Below are 20239 nucleotides of genomic sequence, written 5' to 3' on the forward strand. Positions count from 1 at the left end.
CCAAGGGGGCTGCTTCGCAGCCCAGCGCAGGACAAGCCTGCTCACCACAGAAAGCCCCTCCCACAGAAAGCCCTTCCCACAGTTAGTCCATCATGGCCAAATCAAGGTCGAGCAGCGCAGAACCCAGGCACTTGCCATGCGCATCCAGCGCCAGCGAGCGGGTTACGCCGCCGCGCAATATCCCCGGCAGCACGAAGTTCAGCGCGTGTACATTCGGCAGTTCATAACGCCGCACCGGCGCCGCACCCGGTTCCAGCAGTCCCGCAAAAAACTCGGCAACGCGCTCAGCCGTGAGCTGTTCGCACAGCAGCGGGTAATCCTCGGCGCGATAGGCAATGATCGAAATGTTCGAGGTGTCGCCCTTGTCCCCGGTACGGGAATGGGCCAGGTTATGCAGTTTCATGCTTCGATCCTCGGGTTGACCGCGTCACGCGCCAGCAGCAACGACGCCACCGCCACCACCTGCCGCACGCTCTTGCTCGCACCGCCGCCGCCGGACGGGCCGTTGGTGTAAAGGGTCTCCACTTCATTGCCGACCCGCACGGCCTCGCTGCGTTCTTCACAGCGTGCAGCGACGCGCAGGCGCACTTCCCAGGGCTCGATACTGCTGCGCGGGCCATGCAGCGCATCCATGCCGATCAACTCGGCGCGCACGTCCTGCATCTTCACGCCCATCAATTCCAAACGTTTAAGGACAACGTCCCGCGCCAGCTGTGCCCGTGCGACAGCGCCGGGGCCGCCGTAGGACATTTGCCCTTCGCCGATCCAGCCGTCCAGATAACCGACACTGACCTTCAGTTGCTCAGGCCGCGCGCGCCCCGTTGCACCCTGGACACGCACGCGATCAAAGCCCTCCTCGACAAACCCCACCCGGGAAAAGTCCGCAGTGACGTCCGGCGTGAGGTACGCCGCCGGGTCATGCACTTCGTAGATCAATTGTTCGGTACAGGTCGCGCGGCTGACCCGCCCGCCGGAGCCCGCCACCTTGGTGATCAAGGCTTCGCCCTCCGCGTCGATTTCAGCCAGCGGAAAGCCCAGCCGCGCCAGGTCGTCCACATCCTTGAAACCAGGATCGGCGAAATACCCCCCGCTGACCTGCCCCGCACACTCCAGCAAATGCCCCACCAGCGTGCCGCGCCCCAGGCGCTGCCAGTCGTCCGGCGCCCAGCCGAACTCGAACATCTGCGGCGCCAGGAACAACGACGGGTCGGCCACGCGTCCGGTGATCACCACGTCAGCGTCGGCGCGCAGGGCCGCCAGGATGCTGTCGACACCCAGGTAGGCATTCGCGGAAATTATCCGTTTACCCAGGGCGCCGACCGTCTGGCCGTTATCCAAGACCTGCTCGGGACGCAGGACGTCCAACACGTCATCGCCCACCACGGCCATCACCTTGAGCTCAAGGCCCAGTGCACTGGCGATCCGCCGCACTTCAATGCCTGCCGCCACAGGGTTGGCCGCGCCCATATTGGTGATCACCCGCAGACGGCGGTGCCCTTCACGACGGCCGACGTAAGGCAACACACGTTGCATGCGCTCGGTGAGCAGCGGGTCATACCCCCCCTGTGGATCGCTGATACGTGCCTGTTGCGCCAGGGCGATGGTGCGTTCGGCCAGGCATTCGAACACCAGGTAATCCAGCTCACCCTGTTCGGCCAGTTCCACGGCAGGTTCAATACGGTCGCCGGAGTAGCCGGCGCCGGAACCGATGCGCAAGGTTTTCATTTAAATCACTCCCAGGAGCAATGCCGTCAGGGTCATCAACACCGACGCGGCAAACAGAAACGCAATGGTGAAGCGCTGGTGATCGGCCAATTCGATTTTGCACAGGCCCACCAACAGGAAGGTCGCGGGGGTCAGCGGGCTGACCGGGAACCCGGTGGTGTGCACGCCCAGCAGCGAGGCCTGGGCCACTTGCAGCGGGTCGACACCCAGGGCCTTGCCGACTTCGGCGATCACCGGCATCACGCCGAAATAGTAGGAATCGGGGTCAAACAGCATGCTCAATGGCATGGAGATAAAGCCCACCACCGCCGGGATCAGCTTGCCGTGGCCGGCGGGAATCTGCGCCACCGCCACTTCGGCAATCGCCTTGAGCATGCCGGTGCCTTGCATGATGCCGGTGAACACCCCGGCGGCGAGCAGGATGCTGGCCATGGTCAGGGCGGTTTTGGCATGGGCGTCGATGCGAGCGCGCTGGGCGTCGACGTTCGGGTAGTTGATGCACAGCGCCACCACGGTGCCGAGCATGAACATCACCACCGGGTCGACCCAACCGGCGATCATCACCACCATCACCAGCACGGTGAGGATCAGGTTGACCCAGAACAGCCGTGGGCGACGCAGCGCGATGTCGTCATCGCTGAGCACCCGTTGCGGCACCGCCTCCACGCTGGAGCCGATCCCCAGGCCCAGGCGTTTTTCTTCACGGTGGCCAAGCCACCAGGCACAGGCGAAGACAAAGATCAGCCCGACGATCTGCACCGGGATCAGCGGCTGGAACAGGTCGGCCACCGGAACATGCAGCGCCGCCGACGAGCGCAGCACCGGCCCGGTCCAGGGCAGGAAGTTGACCCCGGCGGCCATCGCGCAGACACAGGCGAGGATGCGTTTGTCGATGCCCAGCCGCGTATACAACGGCAGCATCGCCGGCACCGTCACCAGGAAGGTCACCGCCCCGGAACCGTCCAGGTGCACCAGCAGCGCCAGGGTCGCGGTGCCGACGACGATGCGTGTAGGACGCGTGCCAACCGTGCGCAGGATACGATCAATGATGGGGTCGAGCATGCCGGCATCGGTCATGATCCCGAAAAACAGGATCGCAAACACAAACATGCCCACCACTGGGGCGACGTTCTTGATACCGGTAATGATGAAGGCGCTGGTTTGCAGGCCGAACCCACCGAGCAGCGCAGCGATGATCGGCAAGGCGATCAGGGCCACCAGTGGCGAGAGGCGTTTGCTCATGACGGCAGCGAGCAGGCACAGGATGGTGATGACACCCAGGGTAGCGAGCATGGGTTACTCCAGAGCGGCCTTTTTGGCCGGTTATTGTTTTCCCTGGAGTATTGGAAGCGGGTTAGTCTTTGTAAATTGGAATATTCAGACCTGCATGTTCGGAAAAACAAAATGAAGCGATTGCTATGAAGAATTCTATCCAGCACATTCAGGCCTTTCTTGCCGTAGCCCGTACCGGCAGCTTCACCAAGGCCGCCAACGAACTGCACCTGTCACCCTCGGCCCTCACCGTGCAGGTGCAGCAACTGGAGGATTGGCTGGGCGTCGCCCTGCTCGACCGCAGCCCGCGTCATGTGAGCATCACCGCTGCCGGCCAGGAGGCGCGTGGCCCCATGGAAAAGCTGCTGCTGGACCTGGACAACATCGTCACCGGCTCACGCGACCTCGCGGCCTTGCGCCGCGGCGTGGTCAGCCTCGCCGCCCTGCCCTCAGTGTGCGCAGGCGCCCTGCCGCCGGCCTTGCGTCTGTTTCGCGAGCGTTTTGCCGGGATTGAAGTGCGTTTGCACGACCTGGTCGCCCACCGTATTCATGCCCAGGTGCGCGAGGGCGCGGTGGACTTCGGCATCGGCGTACGCGCGCGGCTGAGCCATGGGCTGGATTTCGTACCGGTGCTGAATGACCGGCTGTGTGCGTTCGTGCCGCTGGGGCATCCCCTCGCCCGCCACCGCCAGTTGACCCTGGAGCAACTGGCGGACCAGCCGATCATCCTGACCGGACGCGACAGCAGTGTGCGCGAACAGGTGGACGCTTTGTTTGACGAAACACGGCTGACGATGAACGCGGGGATGGAGGCCAACTACATGTCGACGGTGCTGGCATTGGTGCGCCAGGGCTTGGGCATCAGCGTGCTGCCGGAGTCGGCGGCGGACAGCCTGGAGGGGTTGAAGCGCATCCACATCGATCATCCCGGCGTGAACCGTGAGATCGGCCTGATCAGTCGTAGCGGCATGGGGCTGAGCCCGGCGGCGCGGCAGTGTTTTGATTTGCTGCATGACAAATTATCCGATACACCACAGAGCTAAATGTGGGAGGGAGCAAGCCCCCTCCCACATTGGGATCTGCGTTTAATCCAGCATCGGAACATGCTTGGGATGACTGGCCACGCGCTGCAACCACGCCAGCACAGCCGGGTAAGGCGCCAGGTCAAAGCCGCCTTCATGCGCCACATGGGTGTAGGCATACAACGCGATATCGGCAATCGAATACTGCTCGCCCACCAGGTACGGCGTGGCCTGCAACTGGCGCTCCATCACCCTCAGTGCCTTGTAGCCGCCCTTGTGCGTGGTTTTATATTCCTCAAGCCGATCCTCGGGCATGTTCAGGTAGAACTGGATAAACCGTGCTACCGCAATATACGGCTCGTGGCTGTATTGCTCGAAGAACTGCCATTGCAGCACTTGCGTACGCAACCGCGGCTCCGTCGGCAAAAATTCGCTGCCATCGGCGAGGAAGTTGAGGATCGCATTGGATTCCCACAGGCATGTGCCGTCTTCCAGCTCCAGCACGGGGATCTTGCCGTTGGGGTTCTTGGCCAGGAACTCGGCGGTCTGGGTGTCGCCGTTGAGAATGTCGACATTCACCCATTCATACGGGATGCCCAGCAGGTTGAGCATCAATTTGACCTTGTAGCAGTTGCCCGAACGGTAATCGCCATAAACCTTGTACATGGGGCTCCCCTTATGCCGCTTGCGCGTGCTGTGCTTGACGGACCACGCCGGCCAGGCGCGAGAGGCCTTCATCCAGGCAGGCCGGGTCGATATGGCTGAAATTGAGGCGCAACGAGCCCAGGTGTTGGTCCGGCTCGGAGAAGAACGGTTCACCGGGCATGAACGCCACGTTCTGCTCCAGCGCTTGGGGCAATAAAGTGCGGGTATCCACCGGCTGTTTCAAGGTCAGCCAGAAGAATAATCCACCCTGGGGCACTTGCCAGTCCGCCAGGTCGCCAAAGTGACGCTCAAGTGCCGCCTGGAAATCATCGCGGCGCTCACGGTAAAAGCTGCGCAGTTGGACCAGGTGTTGCTGATAGCGCTCGGTGCCGATCCACTGCATCGCCTGCCACTGGCCCACACGGTTGGTGTGCAGGTCCGCCGATTGCTTGAGCTTGAGCAGGTGCGGGAACAGATCCGGGCTGGCGATCAGGTAGCCGACGCGCAGGCCGGGCAACAGGGTTTTGGAAACAGTGCCGGTGTAGATCCAGCTGGCCTTGTGCAAGCGGCTGACGATCGGCCGTGCGCTGCCCGCGTCGAAGGTCAGTTCGCGGTAGGGTTCGTCTTCGATCAGGGTCACGCCGAATTCATCGAGCAAAGCGGCCACGGCGTCGCGCTTGGCTTCGCTGTAACGCACCGCCGAGGGGTTCTGGAAGGTCGGGATCAGGTAGATGAAGGCCGGACGATGGCGTTCGAGGTTGGCACGCAACGCGGCAAGGTCCGGGCCGTCGGCTTCCAACTGCACGGTGAGACACTCGGCGCCGAACAGTTGGAAGATCTGCAACGCGGCCAGGTAGGTCGGACCTTCCAGCAGGATTTGCGTGCCCTTGTCGATATACAGCTTGGCCGCCAGGTCGAGGGTTTGCTGGGAACCGCTGACCACCAGCACCTGGCTGGCCTGGCACGGCACGCCCAGGGCGCGGGCCTCGGCGGCGAGCAGTTCGCGCAATTGCGGTTCGCCTTCGCTCATGCCGTATTGGCCGATGTTCAGTGGCATGTCGTCCCAGTTCAACGCTGGCAGCATGGATTCGGCCGGCAGGCCACCGGCGAACGACATCACTTCCGGGCGCTGGGCTGCCGCGAGAATTTCACGGATCAGGGAGCTTTTGAGGCGCGTAACACGTTCAGAGAAGGCCATGGAGGTCACCGCTGGCGAAGGTTGTGGGAAATACGTCAAACTGGTTGACCGAAATTACGACGACTTGGGCGGATACGTCAATATGCTTGACCTTAAAAACCAGACCAGCCAGCAACAAGCCATGGAAGCGTTCTTCTTCGGCTACCAGGCATTTACCGCCAAGGCCGACGAAATGCTCGAACGCCGGGGCTTGAGCCGAGTGCACCAACGCATCGTGTTTTTTATCGCGCGCTACCCGGCCTCAAGCGTCAAAGAGCTGCTGCAATTGCTGGGTGTGAGCAAGCAGGCGCTGAATATGCCGCTGCGCCAATTGCAGGAAATGCAACTGGTGGACAGCGTTGCGTCCGAGACCGACAAGCGTAAACGCCTGCTGGAGTTGACCGACGAAGGGCGGCGCTTCGAGCAGTCGTTGCGCCGTGAACAGGTGAAGCTCTTGCAGCGTGCGTTCAGCGAAGCCGGGGAAGAGGCGGTGGCCGGATGGTTGGCGGTCAACCAGGCACTGAGTGGGGTGAATTAGCCTTTCATCCAGTTCTGAGTACATAATGAAAAACATTATTTGCTTTATTTGTATACAAAAGCATAATTCGCTTCGTGCGAGTTCCTGACCTTTTAGTCAACAAACCCGCCAGTACCTCACAGCGCCCCGCGCTGGCCATAACAATAAAATGCTTGAGGAGTACTCGCTGTGGATAGCCGCAAATCCGAAGCCCCAACGCTCGACCTCCCCGCACCGCAAGGCGGCTGGCTGGAACGCCTGTTCAAACTGCGCATGCATGGCACCACAGTGAAGACCGAGTTGATCGCCGGCCTCACCACCTTCATCACCATGGCCTACATCATCTTCGTCAACCCCAACATCATGGCCGACGCCGGCATCGATCATGGCGCGGCCTTTGTCGCCACCTGCATCGCCGCCGCGCTGGGCTGCCTGTTGATGGGGCTGTACGCCAACTGGCCGGTGGGCCTGGCGCCGGGCATGGGGCTGAATGCGTTTTTCACCTACACCGTGGTCGGCACCATGGGTTACACCTGGGAGACCGCACTGGGCGCGGTGTTCATCTCGGGCGTGCTGTTCATGATCCTCACGCTGTCGCGTATTCGCGAGTGGCTGCTCAACAGCATCCCGGTGAGCCTGCGTCATGCCATGGGTGCGGGTGTGGGGCTGTTTCTCGGCGTGATCGGCCTGAAAACCGCGGGCATCATCGTCGACAGCCCGGCGACCTTGATCAAGCTCGGTTCGCTGCATGAACCCGCTCCGCTGTTGGCGGCCATCTGCTTTTTGCTGATCGCGATCCTCAGCTATCACCGCGTATTCGGCGCGATCCTGATCAGCATCATCGCCGTGACGGCCGCCGGTTGGGGCCTGGACCTGGTGCATTACAACGGCATCCTCGCCACGCCGCCGAGCCTGGCGCCGACCTGGATGGCGATGGACGTGATGGGCGTGTTCAATGTGAGCATGATCAGCGTGGTGTTCGCCTTCCTGTTCGTGCACATGTTCGACACCGCCGGCACCCTGATGGGCGTCGCGCAGCGCGCCGGCCTGGTCAACGCCGACGGCAAGATCCACAACCTGTCCCGCGCCTTGAAGGCCGACAGCGCCTCCAGCGTATTCGGCGCCATGGTCGGCGTACCGCCGGTGACCAGCTACGTGGAAAGTGCCGCCGGGGTAGCCGCGGGTGGGCGCACCGGCTTGACCGCCGTGACCGTGGGTGTGCTGTTCGTGGCCGCCATGTTCTTTGCGCCGCTGGCGGGTATGATTCCTGCTTATGCCACCGCCGGCGCCTTGATTTACGTGGCGATGCTGATGATGGCGAGCCTGGCGCATATCAACTGGGATGAAGCCACCGACAGCATTCCGGCGATCGTCACGGCGATCATGATGCCGCTGACGTTTTCGGTCGCCGATGGTATCGCGCTGGGGTTTATCACCTACGTGGCCCTCAAGGCCGGCACCGGCAAATACCGCGAAATCTCGGTCAGCCTGTGGGTGCTGTGCGCAATCTTTATCGCCAAGTTTGTATTTTTATAAAACGGCGGCCAGCGACAAGCGTTGACTGACAGCTTGAAGCGTGGCGCTGAAGACTGGAGCAATGAAATGACGACTGAAACCTGGCTGCTGTTCAGCGGCGCCGCCTTGATCGTGATCCTGATCCCCGGCCCGCTGTCGTTGCTGATGATCAGCAACAGCCTCAACTACGGCCTGCGCCGTTCGTACCCGGCGTTTCTCGGTGGCGTGTTTGCCTCGATCTGTCTGTTGAGCGCTTCGGCCCTCGGCTTGGGCGCGTTGTTGCTGGCGTCCGAACAGCTATTCGGTGCCTTGAAGCTCGTGGGTGCCCTGTACCTGTTCTACCTTGCCTGGCAGAGCTGGCAGCAATCGCGGCAACCGGCCCGGGCAGCCGAGGTTGCGCAAGCACCGACCGTGCCGCGTTTTCGCGCCTTGTTTGGCCGGGCCTTCGTACTGGGCGCCAGCAACCCCAAGGACATTCTGTTTTTTGCCGCCTTTCTGCCGCAGTTTCTCGATAGCCAACAGCCGTTTTTGCCGCAATTGCTGGTGATGATCGCGACCTGGACACTGCTCGATCTGCTGTGCAAGCTGGCCTATGGCCTGGGCGCCCATGGCGCTGCGCGCTATCTGCGCAGCGGCAAGGGCCAAAGCTGGTTCAACCGGGTCAGTGCCGGCCTGTTCGGCGGCGCCGGCGCGGCTTCGTTGCTCAGCCGGTAGGCGCTCTGGGCCGATTTAGCGTCAGTCCAGGTCGGCCGGCCTTAAAAAGTAAATTGTCGGCGGATCGGCATCCTGGATGCCGGCGAATAGCTTGACCAGTCGGCCCTCATTCTGGGCCGTCAGGAACCGTTGATAGACCGTTGGACGCAAGCTGTGCTTGTCCGTAAACCATGCACGAGACATCAGACGTTCCCGTCCGGTTTTCATCGGGAGGGATGTCCCATCCAGCCATTTTATCCATATGAAATACAGGTTATTTGAAGCTGGATGTGTGCAGACCAGATAGACAAGCCGCCTGATGGAAGAGGAGAAGCTTTCCATCGTGACCGTAAATCCGAGAGACTGAAGGACACGGGTCACGGCATTGGTACTGACGGTTATCCGGTCATTCATGATCGCTACGTCACCGCGTGATGGTCCGCGCAGCCTGGCCTCCGGCGCGCCTGACAGACCGAAGTCCGCGCGCTCGTACCCTCCCACCTCGCCATCCAGTCCCACGTACAGAACGGCTTTTTTGCGCGGTCTGACAGGCCGCAGCATTGTCAGTAGATCGTCGGTCGGTGCCATCTGCCCCAGTGCGGGAGGCACCCATCTATTCAGCGCTGCACGGATGTTCAATAAGCGAGTGCTCGTGACGGATGTGCCAGTGTCGGCCAGCTCCACCATTCTGTGCATCAACTGTCGCAGACTGGCCGGTGTCAGGCCCGGGAAACGGTTAGCCAGTGATTGTGAAAGCGGCTGGAAGAACAGGTCTTGACGCGGGGTCCAGCGCAGGTCGACGCCGTATGTGAGCAGCAACGGTTGCTGTGTGGGGGCTTGCCCCAGGTGCATGGTCAAACCCTCGAGGCTGTCAATCAACCCGCCCGGTGGTCTGAGGAAGACGAGGTCGGCATGGGGCTGCGAGCCGTCGGCAAGTGTCTCATAGAAGTTCGCGCCCACTTTAACGACCCGGCGCGGCGAGCCGGTTACCTGATACAGGTTTTTGCCTGGCGTTATCTCAGTGAGCTCTCTGATGTTCAGCGCCTGCCCCCATTCGCGCCATTGACCGGCGATGTTGATCGGCGTTCTCGTCAAATCACCCACTAAGCGTGGCGACGGTGGCGACCAACTGACCGGGGTGGGCGCGGGCGTCGGCCGCCAGGAAGCACTTGCGTCGGTACTCGTGCCCGGCTGCGGGCTGTCGGCGCCCAGCAGCCATTCGCGGGGCTCTTCGATAAATACAAACAGCTCATTCTCGCCAGGTGTTTGAGTATTTTTGAAACGCAGCCGTTGCTCACCTTTGCGTCGATAGACACCCAGGCGCTGACCGGTGGCGTCGAACGTGAACTGCTCGCCGTCGCGCATCCGTGTCCCCTTGTCCACCGGCGCCTTGAGCTCGACCGCATCGACCGCCGCGCCTGCCATCTTGTAGGGGGACGGCCCCTTGAACCTGGACGACGAAGGAGGCCGCACGGTAAGGCTGGCTTGCCTGCGCTGGCCTTGATGCAGACGCTTCAGCGCCGGGCCCATCAAGTGCTTTGACGAGCCTTTGGCCCCTTTTACCGGCAGGAACAGCATTGCGCATTCGAGCAATAACAGGTGCACGCTGGACACCAGGTCGATCACATCATCGGCACTTCCACTGTGATAAAGCCGTCGCGTGGCCAATACCACTTCCCAGGCCACGACCCCCACACCCACCAGGGGGATCATCGATAACAGCCCCCTGTTGGTTCGACCCGTCGCCTCGCCATATCGCCACTGACGATACGCCTGCAGCCTTTCGAGGGAATTGGATTGAGCATGCGCCTCACGCTGCACCCGCAACACCCGTGCGTGAGCCAGGAGCCCGAGCATATCCGTGGCGTCCGTGGCGCTGATGCCGAGCCATTCGTGCGGACCATGCGCTCGCTGCTCGAGGATCTCGGCCTCTATCTCGCTCAAGGCCGCCGCTGGGAACACTCGGTTGGTCTTGAACCATCGATACAGGTATTTGCCCGTCTCAACCGCCGAGTGGACGATATTCACGACTGAAAACATCCCGTTGCGTTCCAGCATGCGGCGCCAGATCGAAGCGGGCTCGACCAGCGCTTTGATATAGCCAGGGTAACCAAGCAGGGCTTGCGACTCGGAACCAGGTGCAACATGTTCAGCCAACCTGGAGATGGGTTCTCCGGGCTGCAGGTGCGCCATCAAGGCCTCGCGCAACGCTTTGAGGCTCGTGTATTCGGACAGCGCCGGGTAACCAATGGCGCCGGGCCAGTAAAGCAGGCAATAACCGCTGCCAGGGTCATGAATCACCACGCTCGCGGCAATATGCCGCGCCCATGGCAGCGTCAGCGCCTCCAGCCGTAGAAAACACAGTTGCAGCGGCGCCAGGCTCGCGCCACGCTTGTTCGCCAACACCTTTGCAAACAGCTGCCGACCCCGCTCGCTCAGCACACGCTGCTGATCGAGCAGCGCCAGCTTCGCCTGGTGCCTGACCGGCCGGCGCAATAACTCGTGCAGCAAGGGCGACACCTGCGCGGTCCGGGCCATGCCCTCTTCGCCATAACAGACCTCAAGGATTTTGCGCTCAAATTGCCCGCCAAGGTCCAGGCCAGAGATAGTCTTGATCAGGTAATCCACGTTCAGGCGCGTTGTCCAGACCGGGTCCAGGCAGGTCATATGCTGCAGGCGCCAGCGCGTCCACGGCGCCTGCGGATCAAGATTGTTCAGGGCCAGTTGCAAGAAGCTGTAGGTGGTGCGCTCCGGACTCACCAGCGTTTTCGCGCCTGCTTCCCCCACCGCGCGCTCGGGGTGGGTGGCCCAGACCTTGCTCACGTCATCTGGAATATCAAAAAGCGGCTTGTCGATATCCAACCCAGGGTAAAAACCATCCCGGGTCAATTGCAAGATCAAGCGCTGGCGGCCGAAACTTTCTACGTCGCCCAACTGAGTGGTCAACCAACGCTGGAGGTTGAACTCACTGTGTTGCTGGCTCAAAAGCAAGCGCCGGTGATCCGTGCCAAGGGGGGGCAGCGTGGCGCTGAACCTGGCAGCGGCGATGACCAGTTGGATATTATTCAAGGCCATTTCCCGCGCATCGTTGGCCGGCACCTGCAGGTTCTGCTCGACTTCCATCGCCAGCAAGGTCGTGGTCAACGATCTGTCGCTGACTTCGGTGAACATCCGCTCGCCTCGTCCAAGCCGCTCGTGCGCCTCCACCAGCGCCGCTATCTGTTCCTGAAGGCCGATTTTCAGCGCATCGGCCCCAAGCGCTTCGACAATCACCTCCAGCGCTTCGTCCACCGCCAAGCTTCGGACCCAGTCACGCGCAGCGTTGCGCTCGGCACGCCCGATACATTGCCAGAGCGCACCGGGTTCAGTGGACTTGAAACTGGCCTGTACACACTGCTTCAGGTACGCCAGGGATTTGAACCGTTGCAAGCCACCGTCAATGCCAGGCACGTACAACAACACGGCCTGGCGGGTGGACGCTGCGGGCTCATCCGCACCGGCGAGTATGCATGCACCGCGCAATCGGTACCTGGGCTGCGACGCCGAGCCGATACTGATCGCCAACACCCGATCTGCACAGGTGTCGCTGGTCTGCACCGCCTTCGCGGTGAGCGCCGTGACGCGTGCCAAGAGCGTCGGATCAATCAAGCCCATCCGGTGTCCCAGCAGTGCCTCGAGCTCCAACGCCGCGCCACGAGCGTTCAGCAGGCGCTGCTCCAGACTGACCTGGCCGGTGCCGATGTCGGCCCAGAACGCGGACTCATGCAACCGGTGCGCCTGCGCTTGCAGCAGCTGCGCGCATTGATTGCGTTTTTCCAGCCATTGTTTGTGCAGGGCCACGGCGGTGTTGAATGCCTGGGTCTGCTCGCCCGGTGCCTGGGGGTTGAGCAGACGTTGAAAGGCGAGTTCCTGATGCCGCACCTTCGCTTCGCAGGCACGCAAGGGTAAGTGGGTCGAGAGGCTGGAAAAGCTGATCTCCCGATGACGCCGTTGCTTGTCCCTTTCCAGCAACCGCGACAGAACGGTGTTCAACTCGGGTTGCACGGATATCACGCCCCGCTCCTGTTCCACCTGCAGCAGACGTTCGAGCGGTCGCATATGCGCGCCCTTGATTGCGTTGCCGGCAAACAGATAGGGGATATTGATCTCCAGCAATGTGGCCAGTTCGTTGTCCCACTGCACCTTTAACAGCGCCTCGGCGCTATGGGCCAAGGCATCCATGCTGATGTGCGGGCCTATCCGGCCCGCGGCGAAGGGCTGCAGTGCTACTGCTGTGGCCGGCGCTAACTGGTGACGTCGAGGCAACGCCAACAGCGGCCACAACAGCAGCGCATGCGTATTGACCAGTATGGCGAACTGAGCCTGCCACTCTTGCAGGCTGCTGAACTCATAAAACGCTTGAGCCAGGCCGGGTAGGTACAGCACCTGTCGCTTATCCTCAGCCTCCTCCTGGTAGAAAAGATGCAGGGCCCCACTGAGCGGGATCTGGCTGTCAGCCTTTCCTGGACACACTACTTGCGCCACTTGCAGTTTCGCGCGCACGCCTCCCGCCCGTGCACGGGCCTGAGGAGTGGGCGCTTCGACCAGGGTCATGACCATCGCCAACCCGGCGTCGGACAGTTGATTCAACCCATGGGCCAACACTGCCTGGTCAGCCGCGAACTTCCGGTACAGCGTGCACCAGCGATCCTTGCGCGAACAGACCTCGTTTTCAGCCAGCACTTGCCAATACGCCGGCACAGCGGCCTCGATGCGTTCGAGCAGGTCCACATCGAAGATCTCATCCAGCACTCTACCGGCTTGGCCCTCCGGTCGGCATACCTGCTCGCTCCATGCACCTGCTCTCGTACACGCACGTTCGGCCAGCAGGTGCATGACCGTGTCGGTCAAGTTGCGACGCCATGGCGGCGCATCGGGCACCAATGGCACATTGAGCAACAGGGAATCGGGGTCAGTCTCGAATGTTTCGCGCAACGTCTTGCGGATCAACCGACTGATTTTTGGTGAACGAACCTGCATCTTTTGCAACAGGTGCGCGTACCGCGCGGATCGCGTCTGGGCATGGTAAAGCTGATTGAGCATTTGGCTGGGTTGAGCACTGGTGGACAAGCGCTCAATCAGGACCGACTCCATCCACGCCATGGAGCCTGGTGGGTCGGCGGAAGACACTGGCCCTTGAGTATGTTCAGGGGTTTTATCAGTCGCGGCCAACTGTTCGGGTTCCATGCCTGCATCCATTCTCTGCTGTAAAACCGCAGATTAGGGGGCTGGCTCACCGCTCTGGCACTACATAAATAGATCGAGGTCGTTGACGATCAGCCACATCGGCAGAAAAAAAGCCCGCAGTGTGAGCGGGCGAAAAAAACAGCGAAGCGCTTTGGGGGTGTGAAGCGCGGTGAAGACTCAACTGCCTCGGTAGGTCGAATAACTGTAGGGCGAAATCAGCAGGGGCACATGGTAGTGGTCCTGTTCGGCACTGATGCCAAAGCGCAGCACCACCACATCGAGGAACGCCGGTTCCGGCAACTGCACGCCACGGGCACGGTAGTAATCGCCGGCACTGAACTGTAACTGGTAGACGCCGCTGCGGTAGTCATCGCCTTGCAGCAGCGGCGCGTCACAACGACCATCGCTGTTGGTGACGGCACCGGCGACGAGCTCAAGCCGCGTGCCTTCGACGCGGTACAGTTCAACCTGGATGGCGCTGCCGGGGCAGCCGTGAGCCGCATCCAGTACGTGTGTGGTCAGTCGTCCCATGGATCCGGGCTCCCTTATTGAGTCGAGTGAAGATAGGCCGCACCTTTGCAGTGCATGAAAAAGCCGGTGACAGGCCGATTAAGACACTTTTGACAAATATTGTACACAATAAAAATCACAAACTTTTGCGCGAGCCTTTGAACCTCCCTCCTTGCAGCAGATACTCATTGAGCCTTGCTTTTAAAAGACCTTTCATCCATTTATTGACCATTTGGGCAAGTTTCTTGCAGCGCTAAGCGATGACGGTGGGCTGGAAAAAATGCAGAAATACAGGCTTACAAAGTGACCTGCAAGTTGTATACAATCATCCCATCACTGTGACGCCACCAGGTCTTCGCGCCGGCCGCCACACACTTGCTACCACGCACAAGAAGGAAGACTGCAGTGAGCGCTGACTACCCACGCGACCTGATCGGTTACGGCAGTAACCCTCCTCACCCCCACTGGCCGGGCAAGGCACGCATCGCGTTGTCGTTCGTACTCAACTACGAAGAAGGCGGCGAGCGCAACATTTTGCATGGCGACAAAGAGTCCGAAGCCTTCCTTTCGGAAATGGTCTCGGCTCAGCCATTGCAGGGCGAACGCAACATGAGCATGGAGTCGCTGTACGAATACGGCAGCCGTGCCGGCGTGTGGCGCATTCTCAAGCTGTTCAAGGCATTCGATATCCCGCTGACCGTCTTCGCCGTGGCCATGGCCGCCCAGCGCCATCCGGAGGTGATCCGCGCCATGGTCCAGGCCGGTCACGAGATCTGCAGCCACGGTTACCGCTGGATCGACTATCAGTACATGGACGAGGCCCAGGAGCGCGAGCACATGCTCGAAGCCATCCGCATCCTCACCGAACTGACCGGCGAGCGCCCCCTGGGTTGGTATACCGGGCGCACGGGCCCCAACACCCGCCGCCTGGTGATGGAAGAAGGCGGTTTCCTGTACGACTGCGACACCTACGACGATGACCTGCCCTACTGGGAACCCAACACCCCCAACGGCAAGCCGCACCTGGTGATCCCCTATACCCTGGACACCAATGACATGCGCTTCACCCAGGTGCAGGGTTTCAATAAGGGCGATGACTTTTTCGAGTACCTCAAGGACGCCTTCGACGTGCTCTATGCCGAAGGGGCCGAGGCGCCGAAAATGCTCTCCATCGGCCTGCATTGCCGCCTGATCGGCCGCCCTGCCCGCTTGGCCTCGTTGAAGCGCTTTATCGAATACGCCAAAAGCCACGAACAGGTGTGGTTCACCCGTCGTGTCGATATTGCCCGCCACTGGCACGCAACCCACCCCTGCACGGGAGCGGCGATATGACTGCGTTCCACACCCTGAAACCCTCGACCCTGAGCCGCGATGCGTTTGTCGCCGCCTTCGCCGATATCTACGAACATTCGCCCTGGGTGGCCGAAAAGGCGTTCGACCTGGGCCAGGACACCTCGATCGACCAGATCGAAACCCTGCACCAGCGCATGAGCGACATCCTGTTGAGTGCCGATCATGCCAGTCAGCTGGCGTTGATCAACGCTCACCCGGACCTGGCCGGCAAAGCTGCCGTCCAGGGCCAACTGACCCAAGCCAGCACCGATGAACAAGCAGGCGCGGGTATTCACCAATGCACGGCCGAAGAGTTTTCTCGCTTCACCGAGCTGAATGAGGCCTATAAAGCCAAGTTCAAGTTTCCCTTCATCATGGCGGTAAAAGGCAGCAACCGGCACCAAATACTCGCCGCGTTCGAAACGCGCATCCACAACTCCGCGGACGCCGAGTTCAAGTGCGCGCTGGACGAGATCAACAAGATCGCGTTGTTCCGTTTACTGACCCTCTAGCAGTCCATCCCCAGCCACTCTATCTAAGGCAGACAAGAAGAATGAAAGCGCAACCCGTACCTTTCGAAAAGTTCGTCAACCTGGCCGACGCCCGCCTGGGCACCAAGATTATCTCGGTAACCGATGACTGGTTCGCTGACGCAAATCGCCTGTTCCAGCCGACCCCGGCCGTGTGGAAGGAGGGCGTTTTCGATGACAACGGCAAGTGGATGGACGGCTGGGAGTCGCGCCGCAAGCGTTTCGAAGGCTACGACAGCGCGGTGATCCAACTGGGTGTACCGGGCCGAATCAAGGGCGTGGACATCGACACTTCATTCTTCACCGGCAACTTCCCGCCGTCGGCCTCCCTGGAAGCCTGCTTCCTGGCTTCGGGCGAGCCGGACGAACACACCCAGTGGACCGAAGTGCTGTCGGCCGTCGAGCTGCAAGGCAACAGCCACCACTACCACGAGATCAGCAACGACCAGGCGTTCAGCCACCTGCGTTTCAATATCTACCCGGATGGCGGCGTGGCCCGTCTGCGTGTGTACGGCGTGCCGTTCCGCGACTGGTCTTCGGTGGGCGACAACGAACAGGTCGACCTGGCGGCCGCCCTGAACGGCGGTCGTGCACTGGCCTGCTCCGATGAACACTTCGGGCGCATGAGCAACATCCTCAACCCGGGCCGTGGCATCAACATGGGCGACGGCTGGGAAACCGCGCGTCGTCGTACGCCTGGCAATGACTGGGTGATCGTTGCGCTGGGCCACCCGGGCGAGATCGAAAAGATCGTCGTCGACACCTTGCACTTCAAGGGCAACTACCCGGACACCTGCTCGATCCAGGGCGCCTTCGTCAAGGGCGGCACCGACAGCCAGATCGAAACCCAGTCGCTGTTCTGGCGCGAACTGCTGCCGGCACAGAAACTGGAAATGCACGCCGAACACACCTTCGCCGAACAGATCAAGGCGCTGGGGCCGATCACCCACATCCGCTTGAATGTGTTCCCGGATGGCGGTGTGAGTCGCCTGCGTGTCTTGGGCAAAGTCTCAAAGTAAGCAGTGATCCCTGTGGTGAGCGGGCTTGCACCGCGCGGGGCAAGCCCGCTCACCACATAAGCTGCATTGCCACACAGTAGTTTTAACAACAGCATTCGGATAAGAGACAGCCATGCGCACACTGATGATCGAACCCCTGACCAAAGAAGCCTTCGCTCCATTCGGCGACGTTATCGAAACCGACGGCAGCGATCACTTCATGATCAACAACGGATCGACCATGCGTTTTCACAAACTGGCGACGGTCGAAACAGCACAGCCTGAAGACCACGCCATCATCAGCATCTTCCGCGCCGACGCGCTGGATATGCCGCTGACCGTGTGCATGCTGGAGAGACACCCGCTGGGCAGCCAGGCCTTCATTCCGCTGCTCGGCAACCCCTTTCTGATCGTGGTCGCGCCACTTGGCGATGCACCTGTATCGGGCTTGGTCCGCGCCTTCGTTACCAACGGCAGGCAGGGCATCAATTACCATCGCGGCGTCTGGCACCACCCGGTGCTAACGATCGAAAAGCGGGATGACTTCCTGGTGGTTGATCGCAGTGGCACAGGCAATAACTGCGATGAGCATTTTTTTGAAGAGGATGAGCGGTTGATCCTCGCCCCCCACCAATAAGAGAAGGCCGGATCACCCGACAACAAGGGTGACAGGCGAGAGGTAAAGACTGTGGAAGCACATCTGTTGGAATGGCTGAACCTGAGCGTGCGCTGGGTTCACATGATCACTGGCGTCGCCTGGATCGGCGCTTCTTTCTACTTTGTCTGGCTGGAAAACAACCTTAATCGCGTCAACCCCAAGAGCGGCCTGGCCGGTGACTTGTGGGCGATCCACGGTGGCGGTATCTACCACCTGGAAAAATACAAACTGGCCCCGCCGACCATGCCGGACAACCTGCACTGGTTCAAGTGGGAAGCCTACTTCACCTGGATGTCGGGCGTCGCGCTGCTGTGCGTGGTGTTCTACCTCAACCCGACGCTGTACCTGCTCGCCCCCGGCAGCACACTCAGCGGCACCGAAGGCGTGTTGCTGGGCATCGGCTCACTGTTCGTCGGCTGGTTCATCTACTCCTTCCTCTGCGACTCGGCCCTGGGCAAGCGCCCCGCCCTGCTCGGTTTCATCCTGTTCGTGCTGTTGATTGCGGCGGCCTACGGCTTCAGCAAGGTGTTCAGCGGCCGTGGCGCCTACCTGCACGTGGGTGCGGTGATCGGCACGATCATGGTGGGCAACGTGTTCCGCATCATCATGCCGGCGCAGCGCGCGCTGGTGGCGGCCATCGCCGAAAACCGCACGCCCGACCCGGCCCTGCCGGCCAAGGGCTTGCTGCGTTCACGTCACAACAACTACTTCACCTTGCCGGTGCTGTTCATCATGATCAGCAACCACTTCCCGAGCACCTACGGCAGCCAATACAACTGGCTGATCCTGGCCGGTATCGCGGTGGCGGCAGTGTTGGTGCGGCACTACTTCAACACGCGCCACAACAGCCAGAAGTATGCGTGGACCTTACCCGTGGGCGCGCTGGCGATGATCAGCCTGGCGTACGTCACCGGGCCCAAGCCGGCAGAGCCGATAGCCAAGGCACCGGCGGCCATCGAGTACCAGCCACTGCCGGAAACCGCATTGGGCGGTGGTTTGAAACCCGCGGCGCCGGCTGCTGAACCTGCACCGGCGCCCGCCCAGGCGACGATTGATTTCGACAAGGTGCACGGGGTGATCCAGGAACGCTGTGCGGTGTGCCACTCGGCCAAACCGACCAGCCCGCTGTTCAGCACCGCGCCAGCCGGCGTGATGTTCGACACCCCGGCGCAGATCCAGCAGCAGGCGGCGCGCATTCAAGCGCAGGCCGTGGCCAGCCAGATCATGCCGTTGGGCAACATCACCCAGATGACCCAGCAGGAGCGGGACTTGATTGGTACCTGGATCAATCAGGGCGCACATACCAACTAACTGATTCACACAACTCCCTGTGGGAGGGGCGGTACGACGATTCGACGTGCTCCCCCCACACCTGAAGCATGCCCCATTGTCGTCCTGTGCGCGCTGTAACGGCGCACTTGAGCCCGGACGTGGGAGCCAGTATTCTCCGCGCCCGCTTGAATCGACGGTGGTTTTACCGCCTTGGCGCGGCTTTTGCTGTAGCCACAAAGCTGACCAATCAGACGAGTTTTTCAGCGAATCCAAAGGCGCCACACCTAGAGCGCCAGATTAAAAAAAACATAAAACTTTAGCTCGGGAGCAACCGAATGAAACCTATGTTCAAAAGCCTGGTGTTGGCAGGATCGCTGCTGGCCGGCGGCCAGGCCGTGGCCGGTGACATGTTGCAGTGGCAGAACAACAGCCTGACCTACCTGTGGGGCAAGAGCTTTACCGTCAACCCGCAGATCCAGCAGACCGTCACCTTCGAACACGCCGATGCGTGGAAGTACGGCGACAACTTCTTCTTCCTCGACCGCATCTTTTACAACGGCAAGGAAGACGGCAACGTCGGTCCGAACACTTACTACGGCGAGTTCAGTCCACGGTTGTCATTCGGCAAGATTCTCGACAAGGACCTGTCCTTCGGCCCGATCAAGGATGTGTTGCTGGCCTTCACTTACGAATTCGGCGAGGGCGATAACGAGTCCTATCTGCTGGGTCCGGCATTCGATTTGAACATCCCGGGCTTCGACTACTTCCAGTTGAACTTCTACCAGCGCCAGACCGAAGGCAACCGCCCCGGCGACGGCGTGTGGCAGATCACCCCGGTGTGGTCGTACACCCTGCCCGTGGGCAACTCCGATGTGTTGATCGACGGTTTCATGGACTGGGTGGTCGACAACGACAAGAACGCCCGTGGCACTTACCACGCCAACCTGCACTTCAACCCACAGGTCAAATATGACCTGGGCAAGGCGCTGCATTGGGGCGACAAGCAGCTGTATGTCGGTTTTGAATACGACTACTGGAAGAACAAATACGGGATCGAAGATTCGGGCGCGTTCAAGACGACGCAGGACACGGCAAGTTTCCTGGTCAAGTATCACTTTTAAACCCCGCTGCAAACCAATGTGGGAGC

Annotated in this window: 17 protein-coding genes; 10 read left to right on the top strand and 7 right to left on the bottom strand. The window is 61.0% G+C overall.

Going from position 1 to position 20239, the window contains the following annotated elements; all coding sequences use genetic code 11:
• Window positions 1–82 precede the first annotated feature (82 nt).
• Genes V6M90_RS04135 through V6M90_RS04145 form a run of 3 tightly spaced genes read right to left on the bottom strand, consistent with a single transcriptional unit; the run spans window position 83 to window position 3018 of the window.
• Window positions 83–403: an AtuA-related protein gene (locus tag V6M90_RS04135; protein WP_003175231.1), complete on the bottom strand. Its 321-nt coding sequence runs from the start codon at window positions 401–403 to the stop codon at window positions 83–85.
• Window positions 400–1725 carry an acyclic terpene utilization AtuA family protein gene (locus V6M90_RS04140; RefSeq protein ID WP_141063255.1) on the bottom strand — a complete coding sequence of 442 codons (1326 nt, stop codon included), beginning with the start codon at window positions 1723–1725 and terminating at the stop codon, window positions 400–402. Before V6M90_RS04140 ends, V6M90_RS04135 begins: the two co-directional genes overlap by 4 nt.
• Window positions 1726–3018: a CitMHS family transporter gene (locus tag V6M90_RS04145; protein WP_003175233.1), complete on the bottom strand. Its 1293-nt coding sequence runs from the start codon at window positions 3016–3018 to the stop codon at window positions 1726–1728.
• Window positions 3019–3143: 125 nt separating this feature from the next.
• Between V6M90_RS04145 and V6M90_RS04150 the strand changes: the two genes are divergently transcribed.
• Window positions 3144–4040 carry a LysR family transcriptional regulator gene (locus tag V6M90_RS04150; protein ID WP_141063256.1) on the top strand — a complete coding sequence of 299 codons (897 nt, stop codon included), beginning with the start codon at window positions 3144–3146 and terminating at the stop codon, window positions 4038–4040.
• A 42-nt stretch (window positions 4041–4082) separates the two neighbouring features.
• Here the strand turns inward: V6M90_RS04150 and V6M90_RS04155 are convergent, their stop codons facing one another.
• Together V6M90_RS04155 and V6M90_RS04160 are read right to left on the bottom strand one after the other, a co-directional pair.
• A complete protein-coding gene (locus tag V6M90_RS04155) occupies window positions 4083–4685 on the bottom strand; it encodes a glutathione S-transferase family protein (RefSeq protein WP_141063257.1) in 603 nt (200 codons plus the stop codon).
• 10 nt (window positions 4686–4695) lie between these two features.
• Window positions 4696–5862 carry an aminotransferase-like domain-containing protein gene (locus tag V6M90_RS04160; RefSeq protein WP_332846123.1) on the bottom strand — a complete coding sequence of 389 codons (1167 nt, stop codon included), beginning with the start codon at window positions 5860–5862 and terminating at the stop codon, window positions 4696–4698.
• An 82-nt stretch (window positions 5863–5944) separates the two neighbouring features.
• On the opposite strand from V6M90_RS04160, the gene V6M90_RS04165 reads away from it, so the two are divergent.
• The 3 genes from V6M90_RS04165 (at window position 5945) to V6M90_RS04175 (ending at window position 8587) form a co-directional block, all read left to right on the top strand.
• Window positions 5945–6379, top strand: coding sequence for a MarR family winged helix-turn-helix transcriptional regulator (locus V6M90_RS04165; RefSeq protein ID WP_332846124.1), 435 nt, complete (start codon window positions 5945–5947; stop codon window positions 6377–6379).
• 252 nt (window positions 6380–6631) lie between these two features.
• Window positions 6632–7894, top strand: a complete 1263-nt coding sequence (locus V6M90_RS04170) for an NCS2 family permease (RefSeq protein ID WP_232291338.1) — start codon at window positions 6632–6634, stop codon at window positions 7892–7894.
• Window positions 7895–7960: 66 nt separating this feature from the next.
• Window positions 7961–8587 carry a LysE family translocator gene (locus tag V6M90_RS04175; RefSeq protein ID WP_003175239.1) on the top strand — a complete coding sequence of 209 codons (627 nt, stop codon included), beginning with the start codon at window positions 7961–7963 and terminating at the stop codon, window positions 8585–8587.
• 21 nt (window positions 8588–8608) lie between these two features.
• On the opposite strand, the gene V6M90_RS04180 is transcribed toward V6M90_RS04175, so the two are convergent.
• Together V6M90_RS04180 and uraH are read right to left on the bottom strand one after the other, a co-directional pair.
• On the bottom strand, window positions 8609–13792 hold the full coding sequence (locus V6M90_RS04180; protein WP_332846125.1) for a dermonecrotic toxin domain-containing protein: 5184 nt from the start codon (window positions 13790–13792) through the stop codon (window positions 8609–8611).
• Window positions 13793–13969: 177 nt separating this feature from the next.
• Window positions 13970–14323 carry a hydroxyisourate hydrolase gene (uraH, locus tag V6M90_RS04185; RefSeq protein ID WP_332846126.1) on the bottom strand — a complete coding sequence of 118 codons (354 nt, stop codon included), beginning with the start codon at window positions 14321–14323 and terminating at the stop codon, window positions 13970–13972.
• A 384-nt stretch (window positions 14324–14707) separates the two neighbouring features.
• Between uraH and puuE the strand changes: the two genes are divergently transcribed.
• The 6 genes from puuE to V6M90_RS04215 all read left to right on the top strand — a co-directional run bounded on the left by puuE (window position 14708) and on the right by V6M90_RS04215 (window position 20213).
• Window positions 14708–15634 (top strand): allantoinase PuuE, encoded by a 927-nt coding sequence (gene puuE, locus V6M90_RS04190; protein ID WP_078825541.1) that lies wholly within the window; start codon window positions 14708–14710, stop codon window positions 15632–15634.
• Entirely contained in the window at window positions 15631–16146 is a 516-nt protein-coding gene (gene uraD, locus V6M90_RS04195; RefSeq protein ID WP_003175243.1) for a 2-oxo-4-hydroxy-4-carboxy-5-ureidoimidazoline decarboxylase, read from the top strand. The genes puuE and uraD overlap by 4 nt, the downstream gene beginning before the upstream one ends.
• Window positions 16147–16187: 41 nt before the next feature.
• Window positions 16188–17183, top strand: coding sequence for an allantoicase (alc, locus tag V6M90_RS04200; RefSeq protein WP_003175244.1), 996 nt, complete (start codon window positions 16188–16190; stop codon window positions 17181–17183).
• Between the two features lie 112 nt (window positions 17184–17295).
• Window positions 17296–17799, top strand: coding sequence for an ureidoglycolate lyase (locus V6M90_RS04205; RefSeq protein WP_003175245.1), 504 nt, complete (start codon window positions 17296–17298; stop codon window positions 17797–17799).
• 51 nt (window positions 17800–17850) lie between these two features.
• Window positions 17851–19131 carry a urate hydroxylase PuuD gene (locus V6M90_RS04210; protein ID WP_003175246.1) on the top strand — a complete coding sequence of 427 codons (1281 nt, stop codon included), beginning with the start codon at window positions 17851–17853 and terminating at the stop codon, window positions 19129–19131.
• Window positions 19132–19427: 296 nt separating this feature from the next.
• Window positions 19428–20213 (top strand): outer membrane protein OmpK, encoded by a 786-nt coding sequence (locus tag V6M90_RS04215; protein WP_078734056.1) that lies wholly within the window; start codon window positions 19428–19430, stop codon window positions 20211–20213.
• Window positions 20214–20239: the final 26 nt, after the last annotated feature.

The sequence above is a fragment of the Pseudomonas lactucae genome (assembly GCF_036688725.1).
In the GTDB taxonomy this organism is placed as follows: Bacteria; Pseudomonadota; Gammaproteobacteria; order Pseudomonadales; family Pseudomonadaceae; genus Aquipseudomonas; species Aquipseudomonas lactucae.

What these genes read in the sequence shown, in the direction of transcription:
- V6M90_RS04135 (WP_003175231.1), bottom strand. Translation starts at nt 403, where the DNA reads ATGAAACTGCATAACCTGGCCCATTCCCGTACCGGGGACAAGGGCGAC.
- V6M90_RS04140 (WP_141063255.1), bottom strand. Translation starts at nt 1,725, where the DNA reads ATGAAAACCTTGCGCATCGGTTCCGGCGCCGGCTACTCCGGCGACCGT.
- V6M90_RS04145 (WP_003175233.1), bottom strand. Translation starts at nt 3,018, where the DNA reads ATGCTCGCTACCCTGGGTGTCATCACCATCCTGTGCCTGCTCGCTGCC.
- V6M90_RS04150 (WP_141063256.1), top strand. Translation starts at nt 3,144, where the DNA reads ATGAAGAATTCTATCCAGCACATTCAGGCCTTTCTTGCCGTAGCCCGT.
- V6M90_RS04155 (WP_141063257.1), bottom strand. Translation starts at nt 4,685, where the DNA reads ATGTACAAGGTTTATGGCGATTACCGTTCGGGCAACTGCTACAAGGTC.
- V6M90_RS04160 (WP_332846123.1), bottom strand. Translation starts at nt 5,862, where the DNA reads ATGGCCTTCTCTGAACGTGTTACGCGCCTCAAAAGCTCCCTGATCCGT.
- V6M90_RS04165 (WP_332846124.1), top strand. Translation starts at nt 5,945, where the DNA reads ATGCTTGACCTTAAAAACCAGACCAGCCAGCAACAAGCCATGGAAGCG.
- V6M90_RS04170 (WP_232291338.1), top strand. Translation starts at nt 6,632, where the DNA reads ATGCATGGCACCACAGTGAAGACCGAGTTGATCGCCGGCCTCACCACC.
- V6M90_RS04175 (WP_003175239.1), top strand. Translation starts at nt 7,961, where the DNA reads ATGACGACTGAAACCTGGCTGCTGTTCAGCGGCGCCGCCTTGATCGTG.
- V6M90_RS04180 (WP_332846125.1), bottom strand. Translation starts at nt 13,792, where the DNA reads ATGGAACCCGAACAGTTGGCCGCGACTGATAAAACCCCTGAACATACT.
- uraH (WP_332846126.1), bottom strand. Translation starts at nt 14,323, where the DNA reads ATGGGACGACTGACCACACACGTACTGGATGCGGCTCACGGCTGCCCC.
- uraD (WP_003175243.1), top strand. Translation starts at nt 15,631, where the DNA reads ATGACTGCGTTCCACACCCTGAAACCCTCGACCCTGAGCCGCGATGCG.
- alc (WP_003175244.1), top strand. Translation starts at nt 16,188, where the DNA reads ATGAAAGCGCAACCCGTACCTTTCGAAAAGTTCGTCAACCTGGCCGAC.
- V6M90_RS04205 (WP_003175245.1), top strand. Translation starts at nt 17,296, where the DNA reads ATGCGCACACTGATGATCGAACCCCTGACCAAAGAAGCCTTCGCTCCA.
- V6M90_RS04215 (WP_078734056.1), top strand. Translation starts at nt 19,428, where the DNA reads ATGAAACCTATGTTCAAAAGCCTGGTGTTGGCAGGATCGCTGCTGGCC.